Origin of the sequence: Grimontia sp. SpTr1 (assembly GCF_947387585.1) — a bacterium.
Taxonomy (GTDB): Bacteria; Pseudomonadota; Gammaproteobacteria; order Enterobacterales; family Vibrionaceae; genus Enterovibrio; species Enterovibrio indicus.
The window spans coordinates 145,103-163,893 of record NZ_CANDOD010000010.1 but is presented as its reverse complement, the minus strand read 5'-3'; the positions used below and the strand labels follow the sequence as shown (position 1 = coordinate 163,893).

14 protein-coding genes, 1 tRNA gene and 2 other RNA genes are annotated in these 18,791 nt (G+C 48.4%); 13 read left to right on the top strand and 4 right to left on the bottom strand.

Annotated elements, in window-relative coordinates:
• Positions 1–60: 60 nt before the first annotated feature.
• Both gltS and QL223_RS15380 read left to right on the top strand, forming a co-directional pair.
• Positions 61–1,287 (top strand): sodium/glutamate symporter, encoded by a 1,227-nt coding sequence (gene gltS, locus QL223_RS15385; RefSeq protein ID WP_002541324.1) that lies wholly within the window; start codon positions 61–63, stop codon positions 1,285–1,287.
• Between the two features lie 115 nt (positions 1,288–1,402).
• The gene (locus tag QL223_RS15380) at positions 1,403–2,434 is read left to right on the top strand and encodes an FUSC family protein (protein WP_039850416.1); all 1,032 of its coding nucleotides are present in this window, start codon (positions 1,403–1,405) and stop codon (positions 2,432–2,434) included.
• Between the two features lie 77 nt (positions 2,435–2,511).
• Here QL223_RS15380 and QL223_RS15375 read toward each other — a convergent pair.
• From QL223_RS15375 to QL223_RS15365, 3 genes are all read right to left on the bottom strand, one after another.
• Positions 2,512–2,656, bottom strand: a non-coding RNA gene (locus QL223_RS15375) — RtT sRNA.
• Positions 2,657–2,699: 43 nt separating this feature from the next.
• Positions 2,700–2,844: non-coding RNA, RtT sRNA (locus tag QL223_RS15370), on the bottom strand.
• 43 nt (positions 2,845–2,887) lie between these two features.
• Positions 2,888–2,978: transfer RNA gene (locus QL223_RS15365), tRNA-Ser, on the bottom strand.
• A gap of 694 nt (positions 2,979–3,672) precedes the next feature.
• On the opposite strand from QL223_RS15365, the gene QL223_RS15360 reads away from it, so the two are divergent.
• The 6 genes from QL223_RS15360 to QL223_RS15335 all read left to right on the top strand — a co-directional run bounded on the left by QL223_RS15360 (position 3,673) and on the right by QL223_RS15335 (position 9,158).
• Positions 3,673–4,677, top strand: a complete 1,005-nt coding sequence (locus QL223_RS15360; RefSeq protein WP_338035033.1) for an amino acid ABC transporter substrate-binding protein — start codon at positions 3,673–3,675, stop codon at positions 4,675–4,677.
• Positions 4,678–4,760: 83 nt separating this feature from the next.
• Positions 4,761–5,969, top strand: coding sequence for an amino acid ABC transporter permease (locus QL223_RS15355; RefSeq protein ID WP_002539044.1), 1,209 nt, complete (start codon positions 4,761–4,763; stop codon positions 5,967–5,969).
• A 3-nt stretch (positions 5,970–5,972) separates the two neighbouring features.
• Entirely contained in the window at positions 5,973–7,073 is a 1,101-nt protein-coding gene (locus QL223_RS15350; protein WP_002539045.1) for an amino acid ABC transporter permease, read from the top strand.
• Positions 7,074–7,091: 18 nt separating this feature from the next.
• Entirely contained in the window at positions 7,092–7,841 is a 750-nt protein-coding gene (locus QL223_RS15345) for an amino acid ABC transporter ATP-binding protein (RefSeq protein WP_002539046.1), read from the top strand.
• A 213-nt stretch (positions 7,842–8,054) separates the two neighbouring features.
• Positions 8,055–8,720: a Bax inhibitor-1/YccA family protein gene (locus tag QL223_RS15340; RefSeq protein WP_002539047.1), complete on the top strand. Its 666-nt coding sequence runs from the start codon at positions 8,055–8,057 to the stop codon at positions 8,718–8,720.
• Between the two features lie 108 nt (positions 8,721–8,828).
• The gene (locus QL223_RS15335; RefSeq protein WP_281545223.1) at positions 8,829–9,158 is read left to right on the top strand and encodes a TusE/DsrC/DsvC family sulfur relay protein; all 330 of its coding nucleotides are present in this window, start codon (positions 8,829–8,831) and stop codon (positions 9,156–9,158) included.
• Between the two features lie 33 nt (positions 9,159–9,191).
• Here QL223_RS15335 and yccX read toward each other — a convergent pair whose 3' ends face one another.
• Positions 9,192–9,464 carry an acylphosphatase gene (gene yccX / locus QL223_RS15330; protein ID WP_039850065.1) on the bottom strand — a complete coding sequence of 91 codons (273 nt, stop codon included), beginning with the start codon at positions 9,462–9,464 and terminating at the stop codon, positions 9,192–9,194.
• Positions 9,465–9,562: 98 nt separating this feature from the next.
• Here yccX and QL223_RS15325 point away from each other — a divergent pair, with 98 nt between their 5' ends.
• From QL223_RS15325 to QL223_RS15305, 5 genes are all read left to right on the top strand, one after another.
• Positions 9,563–10,948 (top strand): methyl-accepting chemotaxis protein, encoded by a 1,386-nt coding sequence (locus tag QL223_RS15325; RefSeq protein ID WP_281545222.1) that lies wholly within the window; start codon positions 9,563–9,565, stop codon positions 10,946–10,948.
• Positions 10,949–11,087: 139 nt separating this feature from the next.
• Complete coding sequence (locus tag QL223_RS15320; protein ID WP_281545221.1) at positions 11,088–12,275, top strand: class I SAM-dependent methyltransferase; 1,188 nt, start codon at positions 11,088–11,090, stop codon at positions 12,273–12,275.
• A gap of 63 nt (positions 12,276–12,338) precedes the next feature.
• Positions 12,339–13,001 carry a DUF2057 family protein gene (locus tag QL223_RS15315; RefSeq protein WP_046306765.1) on the top strand — a complete coding sequence of 221 codons (663 nt, stop codon included), beginning with the start codon at positions 12,339–12,341 and terminating at the stop codon, positions 12,999–13,001.
• Positions 13,002–13,512: 511 nt separating this feature from the next.
• Positions 13,513–16,680, top strand: a complete 3,168-nt coding sequence (locus QL223_RS15310) for a glycosyl hydrolase family 18 protein (protein ID WP_281545220.1) — start codon at positions 13,513–13,515, stop codon at positions 16,678–16,680.
• Between the two features lie 275 nt (positions 16,681–16,955).
• A complete protein-coding gene (locus tag QL223_RS15305; RefSeq protein ID WP_281545219.1) occupies positions 16,956–18,785 on the top strand; it encodes an ABC transporter ATP-binding protein in 1,830 nt (609 codons plus the stop codon).
• Positions 18,786–18,791 lie beyond the last annotated feature (6 nt).

The following is an 18,791-nucleotide window of genomic DNA, read 5'->3' as shown; positions in this document are numbered from 1 at the left end:
AAGCGCGCTAGAACGAAGACTCTCACTCATTACGGACGATGATGAGAACACAGAGGCTTTATGAATCAACTCATTTCCGTGGGCGCACTCGAATCCTTCCTGATTGCGATTTTCGTGCTCTTCCTTGGACACTTTATTAACGCCCGCGTATCCGCATTTAAGAAGTTCAACATCCCTGAACCCATTGTCGGTGGCTTGGTGGTGGCTGGCGCAATTACTGCGCTGCACTTCAATGGCATTGAGCTGGAATTTCACCTTCCGCTACAACACACCTTTATGCTGATGTTCTTTGCAACTGTTGGACTGGCAGCGAACTATACCCAGCTTCTAAAAGGCGGGGCGAAAGTCTTTATTTTCCTCGGTGTTGCATCGCTGTATATCGTGCTGCAAAACGGCATTGGTATCTCGATGGCGACTGCGCTGGGGCTCGACCCACTGATGGGCTTGATTGCCGGCTCCATTACCCTTTCAGGCGGTCATGGCACGGGTGCAGCTTGGTCTCAAACCTTCCAGGATGTTTATGGCTTGGAAAATGTGCTTGAGATAGCCATGGCATCAGCCACTTTTGGCTTGGTGATGGGCGGCATTATTGGCAGTCCGGTAGCTCAACGTCTGGTTGAAAAGAACAAACTCAAATCCCAGTACGGCAACACCAACAATACGCATGAGCAATTCCCGGAGCTGGTCACGTATAACGAGAATGAGCAGGACAAAGTCACTGCAAAAAAAGTAATCGAAACCCTGTTTGTGTTGTTGATCTGTGTGACAGGCGCAAAGTATCTCGAGCAGTGGGTTAGCAGCTTTGAAATCAGCTGGCTGATGATCCCTGACTTTGTTTACGCCCTGTTTATCGGCGTGGTCATTACCAACGTTCTCGAAGTGACTAAAGTGGAAAAGCTGGATGTGGAAACCGTCGATATTTTGGGTACGGTTTCACTGGCACTGTTCCTTGCCATGGCGCTAATGAGCCTGAAGCTTTGGAACATTCTCGATCTGGCGTTACCATTCCTGGCGATTCTGATGGTGCAGTCATTGATGCTGGCGCTGTTTTCTTACTTTGTCACGTATCGTGTGATGGGTAGAAACTATGATGCCGCGGTGATTTCCAGTGGACATTGCGGTTTTGGTCTTGGTGCGACACCGACGGCGGTGATGAATATGGGTTCGGTGGTAAACCGCTTCGGTCCATCTCCACAAGCCTTTATGGTGGTGCCGATTGTTGGTGCGTTCTTTATTGATATCGTCAACCTGATCATTCTACAAACCACACTGACGTTCATCGGTTAACACAATCCCCGCTTCCTGCGGGGATTTTTCTATTCCTGACTGTCGCACTATTAGAAAAGCAAATTTTCACGTCTGTGAATAAGCTTTCTGCATCATTCTTCCAGCGCCTTTCGCTATGTCCCATTACCGCAGTTTTGCTATTCGACATTCACGGCTGCTTTATATGCTGAGAGTCGCCTTGGTAATGGGATTAATCCTCGTGATTGTCAGACAGTTCAACCTTCCTTATGGTTACTGGGCGCTGATCACCGCCGTCACCATACTCGGCGCAATTCCCTTTGTCGGTGGTGTGATATCCAAAGCAAACCAAAGGATTTGGGGCACGGTCGCTGGAGCCACAGTAGGGTTGGCCCTTTTCCTCATTCCTCCGCAATATCATTGGACACATCACCTCGCTTTTTTTGGCCTACTCATCGGCACTATGTACTTCACGCAAGAGAGATACGCTTATGCGGCTCTCATGGCAGCGATAACCATAGTGATCGTGGCCGGTGGTGGCCCAGCCGATTTTGAAGCGGCAGGCTGGCGTATTCTCAACGTTGTTTGGTCAGCAGTATTGTCGATTCTCGCCAGTCTTTATGTTTTTCCAGCAAGAGCTACCGATCAATTCATCTATCTACTTGAATCCTTTTGCCATCAATGCGGTCAGTTTTACCATCAACACAATGAAACCATGTCAGACAACACATTTGTCCCACAAAATGCCATTTCGCTGTCTGACCTGATTGAGAAACAACAAGGCTTACTGCCACATGCTGCGAGAGAATCGGGTCCCTTAAAGCCTGTCTTGGCCTCTATTCTATCCATAGAAAAACGCATTTATACCGACTTGGAAACCTTGATCAGCACACACTGGGATAGCCAACAAGGGAAAGAGAAGATTGGCGATCTTCATGGATTAAAAGCTGCTAAAGAAGAGTTAGCATCAAAATTTGATGCGTTGAGAGATGGCTTGGTGAACCGTGAAGTCGATATCTTGGATACGGATTCCTTGCTCCTGATGAGCCTCAAGCCCAAACACCAATTGTCTGAAGATGATGATGCCAGTGACATCAGTTATTACGGTTACCTTTGGTTGAATCGCGAACTTGCTAGACAGTTAGTACAACTTACCATCGCGAGCAAGAAGCTGTTTCTTTATCGATAAGTGAAGAGGTCGAAAACAATACAGAATACAGATAGAAACGAAAAAGGCCGCTGATAGTTCAGCGGCCTTTTCTAATGTGGCGGAGAGATAGGGATTTATGCGGTCGCTTCGCGCCCTTCCCTGCGGGCCGTTGCCTATTCGGCTTCGCCGGGCAACGTTGTCTCGCTTCGCTCGGCTGAACTTAGAGTCTAGGGTTCTTCACCCTATATCTTACGAGGCTCAAAATGCAAAAAGGCCGCTGATAGTTCAGCGGCCTTTTCTAATATGGCGGAGAGATAGGGATTTATGCGGTCGCTTCGCGCCCTTCCCTGCGGGCCGTTGCCTATTCGGCTTCGCCGGGCAACGTTGTCTCGCTTCGCTCGGCTGAACCCAGGGTCTAGGGTTCTGCACCCTATCTCTTACGAGGCTCAAAATGCAAAAAGGCCGCTGATAGTTCAGCGGCCTTTTCTAATATGGCGGAGAGATAGGGATTTGAACCCTAGATACGCTATTAACGTATGCCGGTTTTCAAGACCGGTGCTTTCAACCACTCAGCCATCTCTCCGTAAGTGCTGCGTATACTAATGTGCACATTGCATCGTGTAAACCCATTATTTATGCATTTTGGTTCGAATGCATACATTTACGCCATCATGCGCATATCACCACCAGCTCTTGACCTATATTCAATCAGTTATCTCTAAACAAGCTGCGCCTTGAATTTGGAAATGCATAAACATCTAATCAGATTTGAGACAGGATTCTAGTCAAAACTAAACGCTAAAAAACAATCAGGTAATGGCGATGTTGCTGCGTGTTGATTGTTCGTTAAACAATTTTACCTCTCATTTACATAAAAACAGCATGTTAGGAGTTAGACTTCTTCACATTTTCTCCTGAAAAATGTCTCATTTCTTCGAAGATCAATGCCTAGATCACACCTCCAACCTGTTCAATTTGCAGCCATGTTTTCTCCCCCTATACTAAATTTTGTTAACTTTGTGTTAATAAAACTTCTAAGTGGTTTTACGAGGTTCACATCATTTTTAGGCTGCTTGCCTCTTATGAGCCTTGTCCATGAGTAACAACCAGTAATAACCAATAAAGGATTGATAGGTATGGTTAATAAAAAGTCGACACTCGGGCTTGCAGTGCTCTCAGCTCTACTGCTTGCAGGCTGTGACAGCGGTGGTAACAGCGCTGAAAGTCAGAAGCAAATCGACGACCTTCAAAAGCAGGTGGCTTCCTTAGAAAAGCAACTGTCTGAAGCAAAAGCGAGTACTGCACAAGCTCCTGCTCCTTCTGCCCAAGGTGAAAATACTCTGGAGAAAGTGAAGAACGCAGGCGTTATCAGCTGTGGTGTGAGCACCGGTCTTCCAGGTTTCTCTAACCCTAACGCTAACGGTGAGTGGGAAGGTATTGACGTAGAGTTCTGTCAAGCCATGGCTGCCGCAGTACTTGGTGATAAGAGCAAAGTTAAATTCGTTCCTCTGACAGCGAAAGAGCGTTTCACCGCGCTGCAATCTGGTGAAATCGACGTGCTTTCCCGTAACACCACTTGGACACTGCAACGTGACGGCACACTGGGCCTGAACTTCGTTGGCGTTAACTACTATGACGGCCAAGGCTTCATGGTTAAAAAAGATCTGGGCGTGAAAAGCGCACTGGAACTTGACGGTGCTTCGGTATGTGTTCAATCAGGTACAACGACAGAGCTGAACCTGTCTGACTACTTCCGCTCTAACGGCATGTCCTTCAAGCCAGTGGTTTACGATACGTACGATGCGACCGTTAAAGGCTTCGAATCTGGCCGCTGTGACACGCTGACGACCGACCAGTCTGGCCTGTATGCGTCACGTATCAAACTGGCAGATCCAGACAGTGCTGTGGTACTGCCTGAAATCATCTCTAAAGAGCCACTGGGTCCTGTTGTTCGTCAAGGCGATGACAACTGGTTCAACATTGCTAAGTGGACGCTGAACACCATGATCAATGGTGAAGAGTTCAACATCACTTCTGCAAACGTTGACGAGATGGTTAACTCTAAAGATCCAAACATCCGCCGTATCCTGGGCCAAGACGGTCCTAAAGGTAAAGGCCTTGGCTTGAATGATGACTGGGGTTATCAGGTTATCAAACAAGTGGGTAACTACGACGAGAGCTTCCAGCGCACTGTAGGCTCAGACTCTCCACTGCAAATTTCACGTGGTGTGAATGCGCTATGGACTGACGGCGGCATCCTGTATGCGCCACCTATCCGCTAATAAGTCGTTCGTTTTATAAACGTATGCTGGGGCACAGTTTTCTGTGCCCCACAATTAACGTATAAGGATAGAGGTGCAGATGTATGGCATCTAAAGATAATGCGCTGAACTCTGGATCGGTCGCTCGTCCAGAGAAGAAGCAAAGCATCATTTACAATCCAACGTTTCGCTCTGTTGTTTTCCAAGCCGTAGCTATTATTGCGCTGGTGTTTTTTGTCTACACCATCGTGAACAATGCCCTGACTAACCTTGAGTCCCGTGGTATTGCGACCGGTTTTGGCTTTTTAACACAGGAAGCGGGATTTGGGATTGGTTTGACGCTGATTGAGTACGATGAAACGTACTCTTACGGCCGAACCTTTTTTATTGGCCTGTTAAATACCGCGTTGGTCTCCGTACTCGGTATCGTCTTCGCAACTATCATCGGGTTTCTGATGGGTATTGCGAGACTATCGAACAACTGGCTGCTAAGCCGTTTTGCAGCGGTATATATTGAAATCTTTCGAAATATCCCGCTACTTCTGCAAATTTTCTTCTGGTATTTCGCGGTTCTTCAAGCTCTGCCTTCCCCAAGAGAAAGTATCAGTATTGGTGAATCTTTCTTCCTTAACGTGCGAGGTATGTTCTTTACCCGTCCCGTCTTTGAGGAAGGTTCCACCATCATCTTTGTTGCGTTAGCTGCTGCGCTGGTTTTCAGCTTTGTGCTGGCCAAATGGGCGAAACGCAAACAGGAAACAACAGGTGAACAAACGCCGGTATTTACCATTTCATTGGCAGCCATCATCGGATTACCGCTGATAGCGTTCTTCGTTGCGGGCATGCCAGTGTCACTGGAATACCCAGAGCTGAAAGGGTTTAACTTCCGCGGGGGGATTTCCATCATCCCCGAATTAGCGGCGTTAACACTCGCATTGTCTATTTACACGGCCTCTTTTATTGCAGAGATCGTGCGCTCGGGCATTAATGCTGTGAGCCATGGACAAACAGAAGCTGCGATGGCATTGGGCTTACCGCGCGGTAAAACACTGCGATTAGTTATTATCCCGCAAGCAATGCGTATCATCATCCCCCCTCTGACCAGCCAATACCTGAACCTGACAAAGAACTCTTCACTCGCGATGGCCATTGGTTATCCGGATCTGGTGTCAGTGTTTGCGGGTACAACCTTGAACCAAACGGGTCAGGCTATCGAAATTATCGCAATGACGATGGGAGTTTACTTGACTCTCAGCTTGTTAACGTCCCTGCTGATGAACATATACAACGCCAAGATGGCACTGGTTGAGAGGTAACCCATGACAAGAAAACATGAGTTTCAACCTGATCTGCCACCACCACCAAACACGGTAGGTGCAGTGGGTTGGCTGAGAAAGAATCTGTTCTCAACACCACTTAATTCGGTCATGACTGTCATCCTGGCTTATATCGCCCTGATGGCACTCTGGTCTGTGTTTGATTGGGCGTTTTTGAATTCTGACTGGGTGGGAACAACACGTGAAGACTGCACAAGCGACGGTGCTTGTTGGGTATTCATCAATGTTCGCTTTGAGCAATTCATGTTTGGATTCTATCCAAGCGAAGAGCTCTGGCGCCCTAAACTCTTTTACGCGATTCTGGCAATTTTCACAGCACTGCTAGTCTATGAAAAGACACCGAAGCGCGGTTGGATTCTGCTCTTGTTCTTGGTGGCATTCCCCATTATGGCAGTCTTCCTGCTGTTTGGAGATGTTGCTGGTCTGCCTAAAGTGGAAACGCACCTTTGGGGTGGCTTGTTGATCACTATGATCATCGCCATCGTGGGTATCGTGATTTCACTACCTATCGGTATTGTGCTGGCACTGGGCCGACGCTCAGAAATGCCTATCATCCGAAGCCTTTCTACCGTGTATATCGAGGTATGGCGTGGCGTTCCACTGATCACCGTTCTGTTCATGGCGTCGGTGATGCTGCCATTGTTCATGTCGGGTGAATCGGAAACCAACAAGTTAGTGCGCGCACTGATTGGTGTGGTCATGTTTGCTTCGGCATACATGGCAGAGGTGGTACGTGGTGGCCTTCAGGCAATTCCAAAAGGCCAGTATGAAGCTGCTGATGCCCTGGGACTCACATATTGGAAGAAGATGAATCTCATCATCCTTCCTCAGGCGCTCAAAATCACGATTCCATCCATCGTAAATACCTTTATCGGTCTGTTTAAAGACACCAGTCTGGTTCTGATTATCGGTATGTTTGATGTACTAGGTATCGGCCAGGCCGCGAATACCGACCCGAACTGGCTCGGTTTCGCAACAGAAAGCTACGTGTTCGTTGCTCTCGTTTTCTGGATCTTCTGTTTCGGCATGTCCCGCTACAGTATCTATCTGGAAAACAAGCTTCATACCGGTCACAAGCGATAAAGAACAAGGATTGTATTTATGAGTCAACAAGACGCCCCTGTTATCAAACTGACCGATATGAACAAATGGTACGGTCAGTTTCATGTACTGAAAAACATCAACCTGTCGGTCGCGAAAGGCGAGAAAATCGTTATTTGTGGCCCTTCAGGTTCAGGCAAATCAACCATGATTCGCTGCATAAACCGTCTTGAAGAGCATCAACAAGGCTCGATCGTTGTTGCAGGCACCGAATTGACGGACGATTTGAAAAACATCGAAGCAGTGCGTAAAGAAGTCGGAATGTGTTTCCAACACTTCAACCTCTTTCCGCACCTTACTGTTCTGGAAAACTGCACCCTTGCCCCTATTTGGGTGAAGAAGATGCCGAAAGACGAAGCAGAAGCGATCGCCATGAAGTATCTCGAGCGTGTGAAAATCCCGGAGCAGGCTGACAAGTACCCAGGTCAATTGTCTGGTGGTCAGCAGCAGCGTGTAGCGATTGCCCGTTCATTGTGCATGAACCCTAACGTCATGCTGTTTGACGAGCCAACGTCGGCACTCGACCCAGAAATGGTTCGTGAGGTGCTCGATGTTATGGTTGAACTGGCAGAAGAAGGCATGACCATGCTGTGTGTGACACACGAAATGGGCTTTGCGAAAGAAGTGGCAGACCGCGTTATCTTTATGGATGCCGGTGAAATTATTGAAGAAAATGTTCCAGAGGAATTCTTCAACAATCCACAGTCTGACCGCACTCAGCTCTTCCTCAGCCAAATCCTGCATCACTAATTGTTAATAAAAAGCCGCTACACTTACTGAGTGTAGCGGCTTATTAACATCCATTTACAAACTCGAATACGACCGTGTGGCACGATATATTAGTATTTTCAGAGGCTAAGCCGCATTATTATCACTTGTGCGACAATTGCGACTTGAAAAATTAAGCCGAAGACGCCATTAATGTCGTAATAAACAAAATATGTACCCCATTGGGAGAAACCTATGAACGAACGTTTTGTTTCAGCCAGTCAAACACAAGAGAGTGTATTGGCGACAAACAAAGTACTGCGTAACACCTACTTTCTGTTGTCACTGACTCTGGTATGGGCGGCTGTTGTAGCCGGCGTATCAATGGCTGCGAACCTGCCTTACCCTGGCATCATCATCACACTGGTTGGTTTCTACGGTCTGCTGTTCTTGACTGAAAAGAACAAGAACAACTCGATGGGTTTGGTGTTTACCTTCCTGTTTACAGGTTTTACTGGTTACACCCTTGGCCCTATCCTGAACATGTACGTAGGCGCTGGCATGGGCTGGGCGATTGCTCCCGCACTTGGTGGCACAGCACTGACCTTTATGGCTTGTTCAGCGTACGCACTGACCACTAAACGTGACCTGTCGTTCCTGAACGGCATGCTGTTGGCCGGTTTTGTTGTGCTGGTAGTAGGTATGATTGCTAACATCTTCCTGCAAATGCCAATGCTGTCAGTAGCAATCAGCGGTATCTTCGTACTGTTCTCAACAGGCGTTATTCTGCTGACTACTCAGTCAATTGTTCGCGGCGGTGAAACTAACTACATCTCAGCGACCATCAGCCTGTACGTGTCTATCTACAACCTGTTCCTGAGCCTGCTGCAACTGCTTGGCATTTTCGGTGGCGATGATTAATCGAACAGCTTGATGATAAAAAGCTCCTTCGGGAGCTTTTTTTGTTTCAGCCTTTTTTTGTAACGGTTTAGGTATTATCCTTTGCGCGTTCGAAGTACGAGGTTATCCATGTTGGAATTAAACGGTAAGCAAATCGAAACCGATGCACAGGGTTATCTGAAAAATTTTGCCGATTGGCATGAAGAATTAGTTCCGATGCTGGCTGAACAGGAAAACATCGAATTGACTGAGGCGCATTGGGAAGTCGTTTATTTCGTGCAGGACTTTTACAAAGAGTTCAACACCTCCCCTGCTATTCGCCTGCTGGTCAAGTCGATGGAACAAAAGTATGGTCCAGATAAAGGCAACAGCCGCTACCTGTATAAGCTGTTTCCTAAAGGCCCGGCAAAGCAAGCGACCAAACTCGCAGGTTTGCCAAAGCCAGTGAAGTGCATTTAAAAGCGGAGCCTGATGGCTCCTCTTTTCGTATGGCTACTGAATAGAAAAGCCATCAATTGCCTGCCAATCGACATGTTCGTGAATCAGCCCAGTAACATTCGCCGTTGGTGGTCCTTTGTCCAACCACGCCAGCAGTGCCTCAACATTCTTCTCGTCACCACACATTAAAACGGTCACTGTTCCATCAGACTCATTTCGTGCATAACCACTCAGCGATAACTTTAAGCCTTCATGAGCCGTGTGAAACCTGAACCCAACACCTTGAACTTTACCAGAAACGACAGCTTTGACGCATATATGTGACATCTATCACTATCCCTATATTAGTGTTATGCATATGTAACGGTGTAATATGCCATACGGTATATATGCATGTACTCACATTTATTGGAGGAGCTCACACCATGAAAGAAACTCCATTCCGCTGGGTTGACCAGTTTCTTATCAAACTCAGTCTAAAAGAAAAATTCTACGCACTATATGTTTTCATTGTTGCTCTTGCTGTCGCAACGGGTTCAATTTTCTACTCTGCTTCTGAAGCCCAAGTTGCGCAGGTACAAGAAAAACATAGTGCAGCGCTGACGGCAGTGTTGTCTCACTACGACATCAGTGCCACCGAAGCCGCAAGTGTGCTGGCTCAAAACGGTATTAAACAAACTTCCGCATACGGTGCTGCAGCATCCTATGCACCAACCGATACCATCAGTTTTTTGGCACAAATCAGCGCAACGTCTTGGGTATTGATGGTTGTGTTGTTTGTTCTGGGTTTGATGGCGTTGCATTACGTGTCGAGCTTTATTGGCGGTGCCATGTATACCATGAACCATGCTCTGCAGCGCATGCTTGACGGCGACCTCACCAGTCGTATGAACTTCTTCCCTGTTCGCGATGAATTCAGCATTATCGCCACCACGGTCGACAATGTCGCTGACCGCGAACATGGTTTGGTAAAAGCCATCAAGAGCGCTTCGCAACTGATGGAGGAGCTGTCAGCGGATCTGGGCCGCCGCAGTGCAGACAGTGAGAACCTCTCAACAGAGCAACGTACTTACCTTGATTCTCTGGCCAGTGCGACCGAAGAAATGGCAGGTTCTATCCGTGATGTTGCCTCTCATGCAGAACAAACATCAGACGAAATTTCTGAGGCAGGTGTAGCTTCCCAACAAAGCCGTACTCAGGTGACCCAAACTCTGCAGGCAATTCAAGCTCTGGCATCTGAAATTGAAGCCGCTTCGCAAGCAGTGGCTTCATTGGAACAGAATTCGAATGAAATCGGCAGCATGGTTGCAACCATCAGTGCGATTTCAGAGCAGACCAACCTGCTGGCACTGAACGCAGCGATTGAAGCGGCACGCGCAGGCGAACAAGGCCGTGGCTTTGCTGTTGTTGCAGATGAAGTGCGCTCTCTGGCTGGACGCACACAGCAGACGACGGTTGAAATCCAACGCATGATTCAGGATCTGGAGAACAACACCGCACATCTGCGTGGCGTGATGCAAGGCACCGTTGATAACGCAGCAGCGAGTGAAAGCTTGATGCAAAACATCGATCTGGAAATCAGCTCTATTTCTGAGCGCAGTCAGCGTATCACTGACCGCAGCACAGAAATCGCCACGGCTGCGAACCAACAAGGCAGCGTAGCAGGTACGATTTCATCAGATGTTGAGCGCGTACGCCAACAGGCATGGCAGGTGAGCGAAATGATTCAACAAACATCTCAAGATGTCACGAATCTGCAAAAACAATCGTCCAGTCTTACAGATCTGGTGAAAGGCCTTCGTACAGAATAATCGCCGATTTGATGAAAAAGCGGCCGCCCATTGTGCGGCCGTTTGCATTATTGGCGAGCTTCTCTGACAATACAGCACCTTTTACTGGTTACTGGGTTCAACCCTCCCAGTATCCCCATATTGAAGTTAGGAAAAACCAATGAATCCGTCTGTTTATCTGGTTAAAGGCCGTGAAAAATCACTGCGCCGTCGCCACCCATGGGTGTTCTCCCGTGGTATTCAACGCGTCGAAGGTAAACCCTCCCTCGGTCAGACAGTGGATGTATATGATCATCAGGGCCAATGGCTGGCCCGCGGTGCGTTTTCTCCTAATTCCCAAATTCGTGTCCGTGTTTGGACATTCGAAAAAGAAGAAGTCAACGTTGAGTTCTTTAAAAAACGCCTTCAGGAAGCGCAAGGTCTGCGTGATGTTTTGGCTGCCCGTGATGGCCTGACTGGTTACCGCCTGATTGCCGCGGAGTCTGATGGTTTGCCTGGTATTACCATCGATCGCTATGAGAACTTCTTGGTTTGTCAGCTTTTAAGTGCTGGCGCGGAAGCACAGAAAGACAACCTGGTAGAAGCGCTTATCGCACAATATCCAGAGTGCAGCATTTACGAGCGTTCAGATGTATCAGTGCGTAAGAAAGAAGGCCTGAAAGAGCGTACAGGCGTTCTTCATGGTGAGATGCCACCAGCATCTGTAGTCATTGAAGAGAACGGCGTAAAAATCAGCGTAGACATCACTGGTGGCCACAAAACCGGATTCTATCTGGACCAACGCGACAGCCGTGAAGCGGCCGTCAAATACGTTAACGGCAAGCGTGTTTTGAACTGCTTCTGCTACACAGGCGGATTTGGCCTGTACTCGCTGAAAGGCAATGCAGCGGAAGTCATCAACGTCGATGTTTCCCAGCCTGCTCTCGATATCGCAAAGTCTAATGCCGAGATGAACGGTTATGACCTCTCGAAAGCACAATTCGTCAATGCAGACGTCTTTAAGCTACTGCGCGAATACCGTGATAGCGGGGAACTCTTTGATGTAGTCATTATGGACCCACCTAAGTTTGCTGAATCTAAAGCGCAACTGACAGGCGCATGTCGTGGCTACAAAGACATCAACATGTTGGCTATGCAGATCCTGAAGCCAGGCGGCACACTGCTGACATATTCTTGCTCAGGTCTGATGGATAATGCGCTGTTCCAGAAGATCATTGCCGATGCAGCACTGGATGCCCACCGCAGCGTTCAATTTATCGAGCGTTTTGAGCAAGCTGCTGACCACCCAATTGATAGCGGCTACCCAGAAGGTTTCTACCTGAAAGGCTTCGCTTGCCACGTTAAATAATAAAACAGCAGCCCGAAGCCAATGTGTTTACGGGCTGCACTCTACCTATTTTTGGGGAACACAATGAAAAGAAAATTCGCCTTTGCGTCAGTGTTGACCGCATTGCTTTCGTTTGGTGCGCACGCTGATGTGACGCTTCACCTTAACGACAATATCGAGTTGCTTGCCTACAACGGCGAGACTCACCAATCTTCGATGTTCAGCAAAGAAGAACCAGTTGTTTTAGCTGATGGTACCCAGCAACTAGCTTTTCGCTATGTTGAAAGCTTTGAAGAAGGAAAAGACGTCACTTTTGTTCGCTCTGACGTGTTGGTTGTTAAATTTGAAGCACAAGACACCGAGATTTTCTTCGATTTCCCAGAGCACAAAAACAAACGTCAGGTGCGTCAATTCAATGATAGCCCTGAATTTAAAATTCTGGATGGAAGCCAGAACACCATTCTATTTGAACAGAACAAACTGTTGAAATCAGGCTTCCAGTTGAGCCGTGATTACCTTTCAGAAATGCAGCGCTTCAACCAAACAGACGCCCCTGCGTCATTACAGTTAGGCGCATCAGAAGTTGTCGCTCAGCCTGTCGCACAACCAACTACTACCCCACGTGCAAGAGTGGTTGTGGGTGGGAAAGATGCTTTGAATGAAGTGGAGTACCAGCTTCACTACTGGTTTGATAAAGCAGACGCAGAAACACAAGCACGCTTCAAAGCCTTCGTGAATGCTCGCTAAACGCTCAACCATTTAAAGAGGCCGTGGATTAAGCGGCCTTCTTTTTTTCCACTTATTACTAAGCCTGTATATCCCTCAGCCACTCTTCAAACTGTGTCGCATCTTTCCCTGTTCAATCCCAAAGCTATCAACATTCCTTCCGCGTCACATATCTCAGAAAAATAGATATTGTTGACAATATTTACAGCGGCAATATTTGAGACGCATTCAGCAACTAAATATAAACATTTATTGTCGACATTTACCATCTGGCATTGGCTATTCAACCCTTGCTATTGAGCACATATTCACCGCACAAATTTCATGCAGCCTGTGAAAATTTACCCATTGAAACTGTGAGTCGTTACCAAGAGCGCAAAGCTTTTCAATTCAGGAACTGACTAGAGATCTAAATCTGACGAAATCCGGGGTGTCTCACTCTTGCAACTCCTCTACTTTATTTATTGCGCGATTTAAGTGCGCTAACAACATACAAATCAATAGATAACATTTTATTTTCGAGGGATATCCAATGGATGTGACAGGTAAGAGCAAAGGATTCGCGCTCTCGGCAATCGCCGTAGCGTGTATGTTTTCTTTCAATGCTCAAGCTGCTGTTGACTGTACCAACATTGAAAAATGGTCAGCAGACAAAGCATATGGCGGCGGTTCAACTGTTCAGCACGAAAGCAACGTTTACACCGCTAACTGGTGGACGAAAGGCAACAACCCTTCTACCTCATCAGGCGATTACAAAGAGTGGAAATTTGTAGACCAATGTGACACTGGTGTTGTTGATCCTGTAAACGAAGCGCCAACCGTTTCTCTGGATTCTCCACTTGCGACTGACACCATTAAAGATGGTGACGTTGTCACGCTAAGTGCAACAGCGGAGGACTCAGATGGCACTGTCAGCAAAGTAGAGTTCTTCATTGATGGCGCTTCAGTCGGTTCAGATACGACTTCTCCTTATTCTCTGAACTGGACTGCTGCTGAAGGCCCTCACACGATCACAGTGAAAGCAACTGACGACAAGGGCGCTGTAACTGAAACAGCCGCTCTTAGCATCACTGTTCAGCCAGGCGTTATTGACCCGGTTAATGAGCCACCAACCGTCGCTGTAGCGGCATCCGCAACAGCCGTTGATCAAGGCGCAGTTGTTACCCTGACTGCAGATGCAGCAGACACTGACGGTACTGTGGAAAAAGTTGATTTCTATGCTGCTGGCCAGTTAGTTGGCTCGAAAACAGCAGCGCCATTCGCACTGGACTGGACTGCAAGCAAAGCTGGCAACGTTTCTATCTACGCAAAAGCGACTGATGACAAAGGCGCATCAACCGATTCTGCACAGGTCACTGTTACCGTAGCGGGCACGCCAACAGTATCTAACTGTCGTCCAGAAGGTCTGTTCCAAACCCCTGGTGTTAACGTTCCATACTGTACGATCTACGATGCAGAAGGTCGTGAAGACATGGGTGCCGACCACCCACGTCGTATCATCGGTTACTTCACCAGCTGGCGCGCAGGCGATGACCCGCAAGCCGCTTACCTTGTTAAAGATATCCCTTGGGAAGAACTTACCCACATCAACTATGCGTTCGTCAGCATCGGTGCTGACGGCAAAGTCAACATCGGTGATGTGAACGATCCAAACAACGCCGCGGTAGGTAAAGAATGGCCAGGCGTAGAAGTTGATCCTGCACTGGGCTTTAAAGGCCACTTCGGTGCACTGGCAACTTACAAAGCGAAGCACGACGTTAAGACACTGATCTCTATCGGTGGTTGGGCGGAAACCGGCGGTCACTTTGGCCTTGACGGAAACCGCGTAGCAGACGGCGGCTTCTACACCATGACCACCAACGCTGACGGTTCAATCAACCATGCTGGTATCCAGAAGTTTGCGGATTCTGCAGTTGAAATGATGCGTAAGTACAAGTTCGATGGTCTGGATATCGACTACGAATACCCAACCTCAATGGCAGGTGCAGGTAACCCGTACGATAAAGACTTCATGGAACCACGTCGTGCATACCTGTGGGCTTCTTACCAAGAGCTGATGCGCGTCCTTCGTGAGAAAGTCGATATCGCTTCTGAGCAAGACGGTCACCACTACATGCTGACCATCGCAGCACCATCTTCTGGTTACCTGCTACGTGGTATGGAAACGTTTGATGTCACTAAGTACCTCGACTACGTGAACATCATGACTTACGACCTGCACGGTGCTTGGAATGACCACGTTGGTCACAATGCGGCACTGTTCGACACAGGTAAAGACTCTGAGCTGGCAGCTTGGAACGTATACGGCACCAGCCAGTACGGTGGTATCGGTTACCTGAACACTGACTGGGCATATCACTACTTCCGCGGCTCAATGCCAGCGGGCCGTATCAACATTGGTGTTCCTTACTACACCCGTGGTTGGCAAGGCGTAACAGGCGGTGAAAACGGTCTGTGGGGTAAAGCTGCACTTCCTAACCAAGCTGAGTGTCAACCAGGCACTGGTGAAGGTGAGAAGAACAACTGTGGTAACGGCGCGATTGGTATCGACAACATGTGGCACGATACGGATCCGAAAGGTAACGAAATGGGTGCAGGTTCTAACCCAATGTGGCATGCGAAGAACCTTGAGCATGGCATCTTCGGTACCTACGCATCTGCGTACAAACTGGACCCAGTAAACGATCCACAAGACGTGCTGAAAGGTACTTACCAGCGCAACTACGACTCAGTCGCTGTTGCACCATGGCTGTGGAATGCTGAGAAGCAAGTGTTCCTGTCTACTGAAGACGAAGCGTCAATCAAAGTGAAATCTGACTACGTTATCGACAAAGGTATCGGCGGCATCATGTTCTGGGAACTGGCGGGTGACTACGCATGTTACCAACTGGATGCAAACGGCAACCGTACTGACGTTGTAGACCCAACTGAAAATGCTTGTGCAACGGGCAACGGTGAGTTCCACATGGGTAACACCATGACCAAAGCAATCTACGACAAGTTTGCAGCTGCGACACCTTACGGTGCGAAACTGTCTGAGACTGCAATGCCAACCGAAGCGGTTGATATTACCGTTAGCGTAGGTGGCTTCAAAGTCGGTGACCAAAACTACCCAATCAACCCGAAAATCACTTTCACTAACAACACTGGCGTAGAACTGCCTGGCGGTACTGAGTTCCAGTTTGACATTCCGACTTCAGCACCAGACAACGCGAAGAGTCAGAATGGCGGTAAAGTGAATGTCATCTCTTCTGGCCACACCAAAGCGAACAACATCGGTGGACTGGAAGGTACTATGCACCGCCTGGCGTTCTCACTACCAACGTGGGATTCTCTGGCACCTGGTGCAACGTACGAACTTGACTTCGTGTACTACCTGCCAATCTCTGGCCCTGCGAACTACACAGTGAATATCAACGGTGTTGATTACGCATTCGCATCTGAGTACAGCGACCTGCCGTTGGCAGACCTGTCTACAGGCGGTGGTAACGGTGGCGGTGACAATGGTGGTGGCACGGGTACTTGTGACACGACTGGCATCGTGGTTTACCCAGATATGCCTCAGACTGACTGGGCAGGTAACCCAAGCCACGCTGCAGCCGGTGACAAAATCGTGAAAGACGGCGTTGTTTACCAAGCAAACTGGTGGACTGCTTCTGTTCCAGGTAGCGATGGTAGCTGGACCAAAGTGTGTGGTTAATCCACTAACCTAACGAGCTTAACTAGACAAAGCCGACTCAATTGAGTCGGCTTTTTGTTGGCCATCACACTCGAAAGGACCCTACGCCTATCTGTTCAGAATAATTGAACAGTTCCGTAGAAAACATTGGCATTATTCAATGCGATAAACCTGATAGAATCTCACCGTCTTTCATTTGGGTTCGCGTTAACCAGCCCCGGAAAGTATTTAATTATCAGTTCTTTCCATACTGCATTTCTGTTTTTGAACGCGACCGTCCTACTCCGGAAGGATTCATGATTTATAAATTGTTCGAACGCATGACAATGGCTTTTCCACCTAAACAGCCGGAACAGCCACCAAATGGCCTGCTCGCCTTTTGTCGCCACTACACCAAAGGCTTTGAACGCCCGCTGATCACCATGGCGGTGCTGACTGCGATGATTGCTATCGCGGAAGTGTCACTGTTTGGCTTTATGGGGCAGTTGGTTGACTGGCTAACCAATCAAGACAAGGCCAGTTTTCTCGCCGATGAAGGTAATACCCTGATTGCCATCGGCGTGCTGATACTGATCGGTATGCCAATACTGGTCGCTGTGCATTCTTTGGTTTTGCACCAATCCTTGCTAGGCAACTACCCGATGTCCATTCGCTGGATGGCTCACCGTTACCTGCTGAAGCAAAGCATTGGCTTCTATCAGAATGACTTCGCAGGTCGCATTGCCACGAAGGTGATGCAGACTGCCCTATCGATTCGCGAAACCGTGATGAAGCTGCTGGATGTCGCGGTATACATCGCTGTCTACTTCATCTCCATGCTATTCATCGTCGGACAAGCAGACATTCGCCTCATGCTGCCGATGCTTATTTGGCTAATGGCATATATCGGCATTCAAATTTACTTTGTGCCTAAGCTGAAAGCGGTTTCTACTGAGCAGGCAGACGCCCGCTCTTTGATGACAGGCCGCATCGTCGACAGCTACACCAACATCGCCACGGTCAAACTGTTCTCACACACAGATCGTGAAACCCAATATGCCGAAGAAGGCATGGGCGTGTTTATGGATACGGTTTACCGTCAAATGCGTCTGGCTACTGGCTTTAACATCTCGGTAGAAATCGCCAACTACGCCCTGTTGTTCTCTATCAGTGCCATGTCAATCTGGCTATGGCTGGACTCGGCAATCACTGTGGGTGCGATTGCTATTGCGGTCAGCCTAGCTTTGCGTATCAACAGCATGTCGAAATGGATCATGTGGGAAATCGGCTCGCTGTTCGAAAACATTGGTACCGTGGTCGACGGCATGGCAACGCTTTCTAAACCTGTCGAAGTGTTGGACAAGCCAAACGCACCTGCACTGGAAGTGCCTCAAGGTGCCATTAACTTCACCGATGTGCGCTTCCACTATGGCGAAGGCAAAGGTGTGATTGAAAAGCTAAACCTCAATATCAAACCGGGTGAGAAAGTCGGCCTGGTTGGTCGTTCGGGCGCAGGTAAATCAACCTTAGTGAACCTGCTGATGCGTTTTCACGATGTCGAGGGCGGTGAAATTCGCATCGATGGACAGAATATTTCTGCCGTCACACAGGATTCATTACGCGCCAACATCGGCATGGTGACGCAAGACACTTCCCTGCTGCACCGTTCTATCCGTGAGAACATTCTTTACGGTGACCCAAATGCCAGCGAAGACGCGATGCTCGCCGCTGCGAAGAAAGCACAAGCTCACGACTTCATCGAAACCCTGAGCGACCCACATGGCAATCGTGGTTACGATTCGCAGGTAGGTGAACGCGGTGTGAAGCTCTCAGGCGGCCAACGACAGCGTGTGGCAATCTCCCGTGTTCTGTTAAAAGACGCGCCAATTCTGATTCTTGATGAAGCGACTTCAGCGCTGGATTCGGAGGTGGAAGCAGCAATTCAGGAAAGTCTTTATCAATTAATGGAAGGTAAAACTGTTATCGCCATTGCTCACCGACTTTCCACCATCGCTGCGATGGACAGACTGATTGTACTTGATCAGGGCGAAATCGTGGAGCAAGGCACCCACCAAGAGCTGATTTCCAGCGGTGGCATCTACGCACAACTCTGGCAGCATCAAACCGGTGGCTTTATTGGGGACTGAACCCGA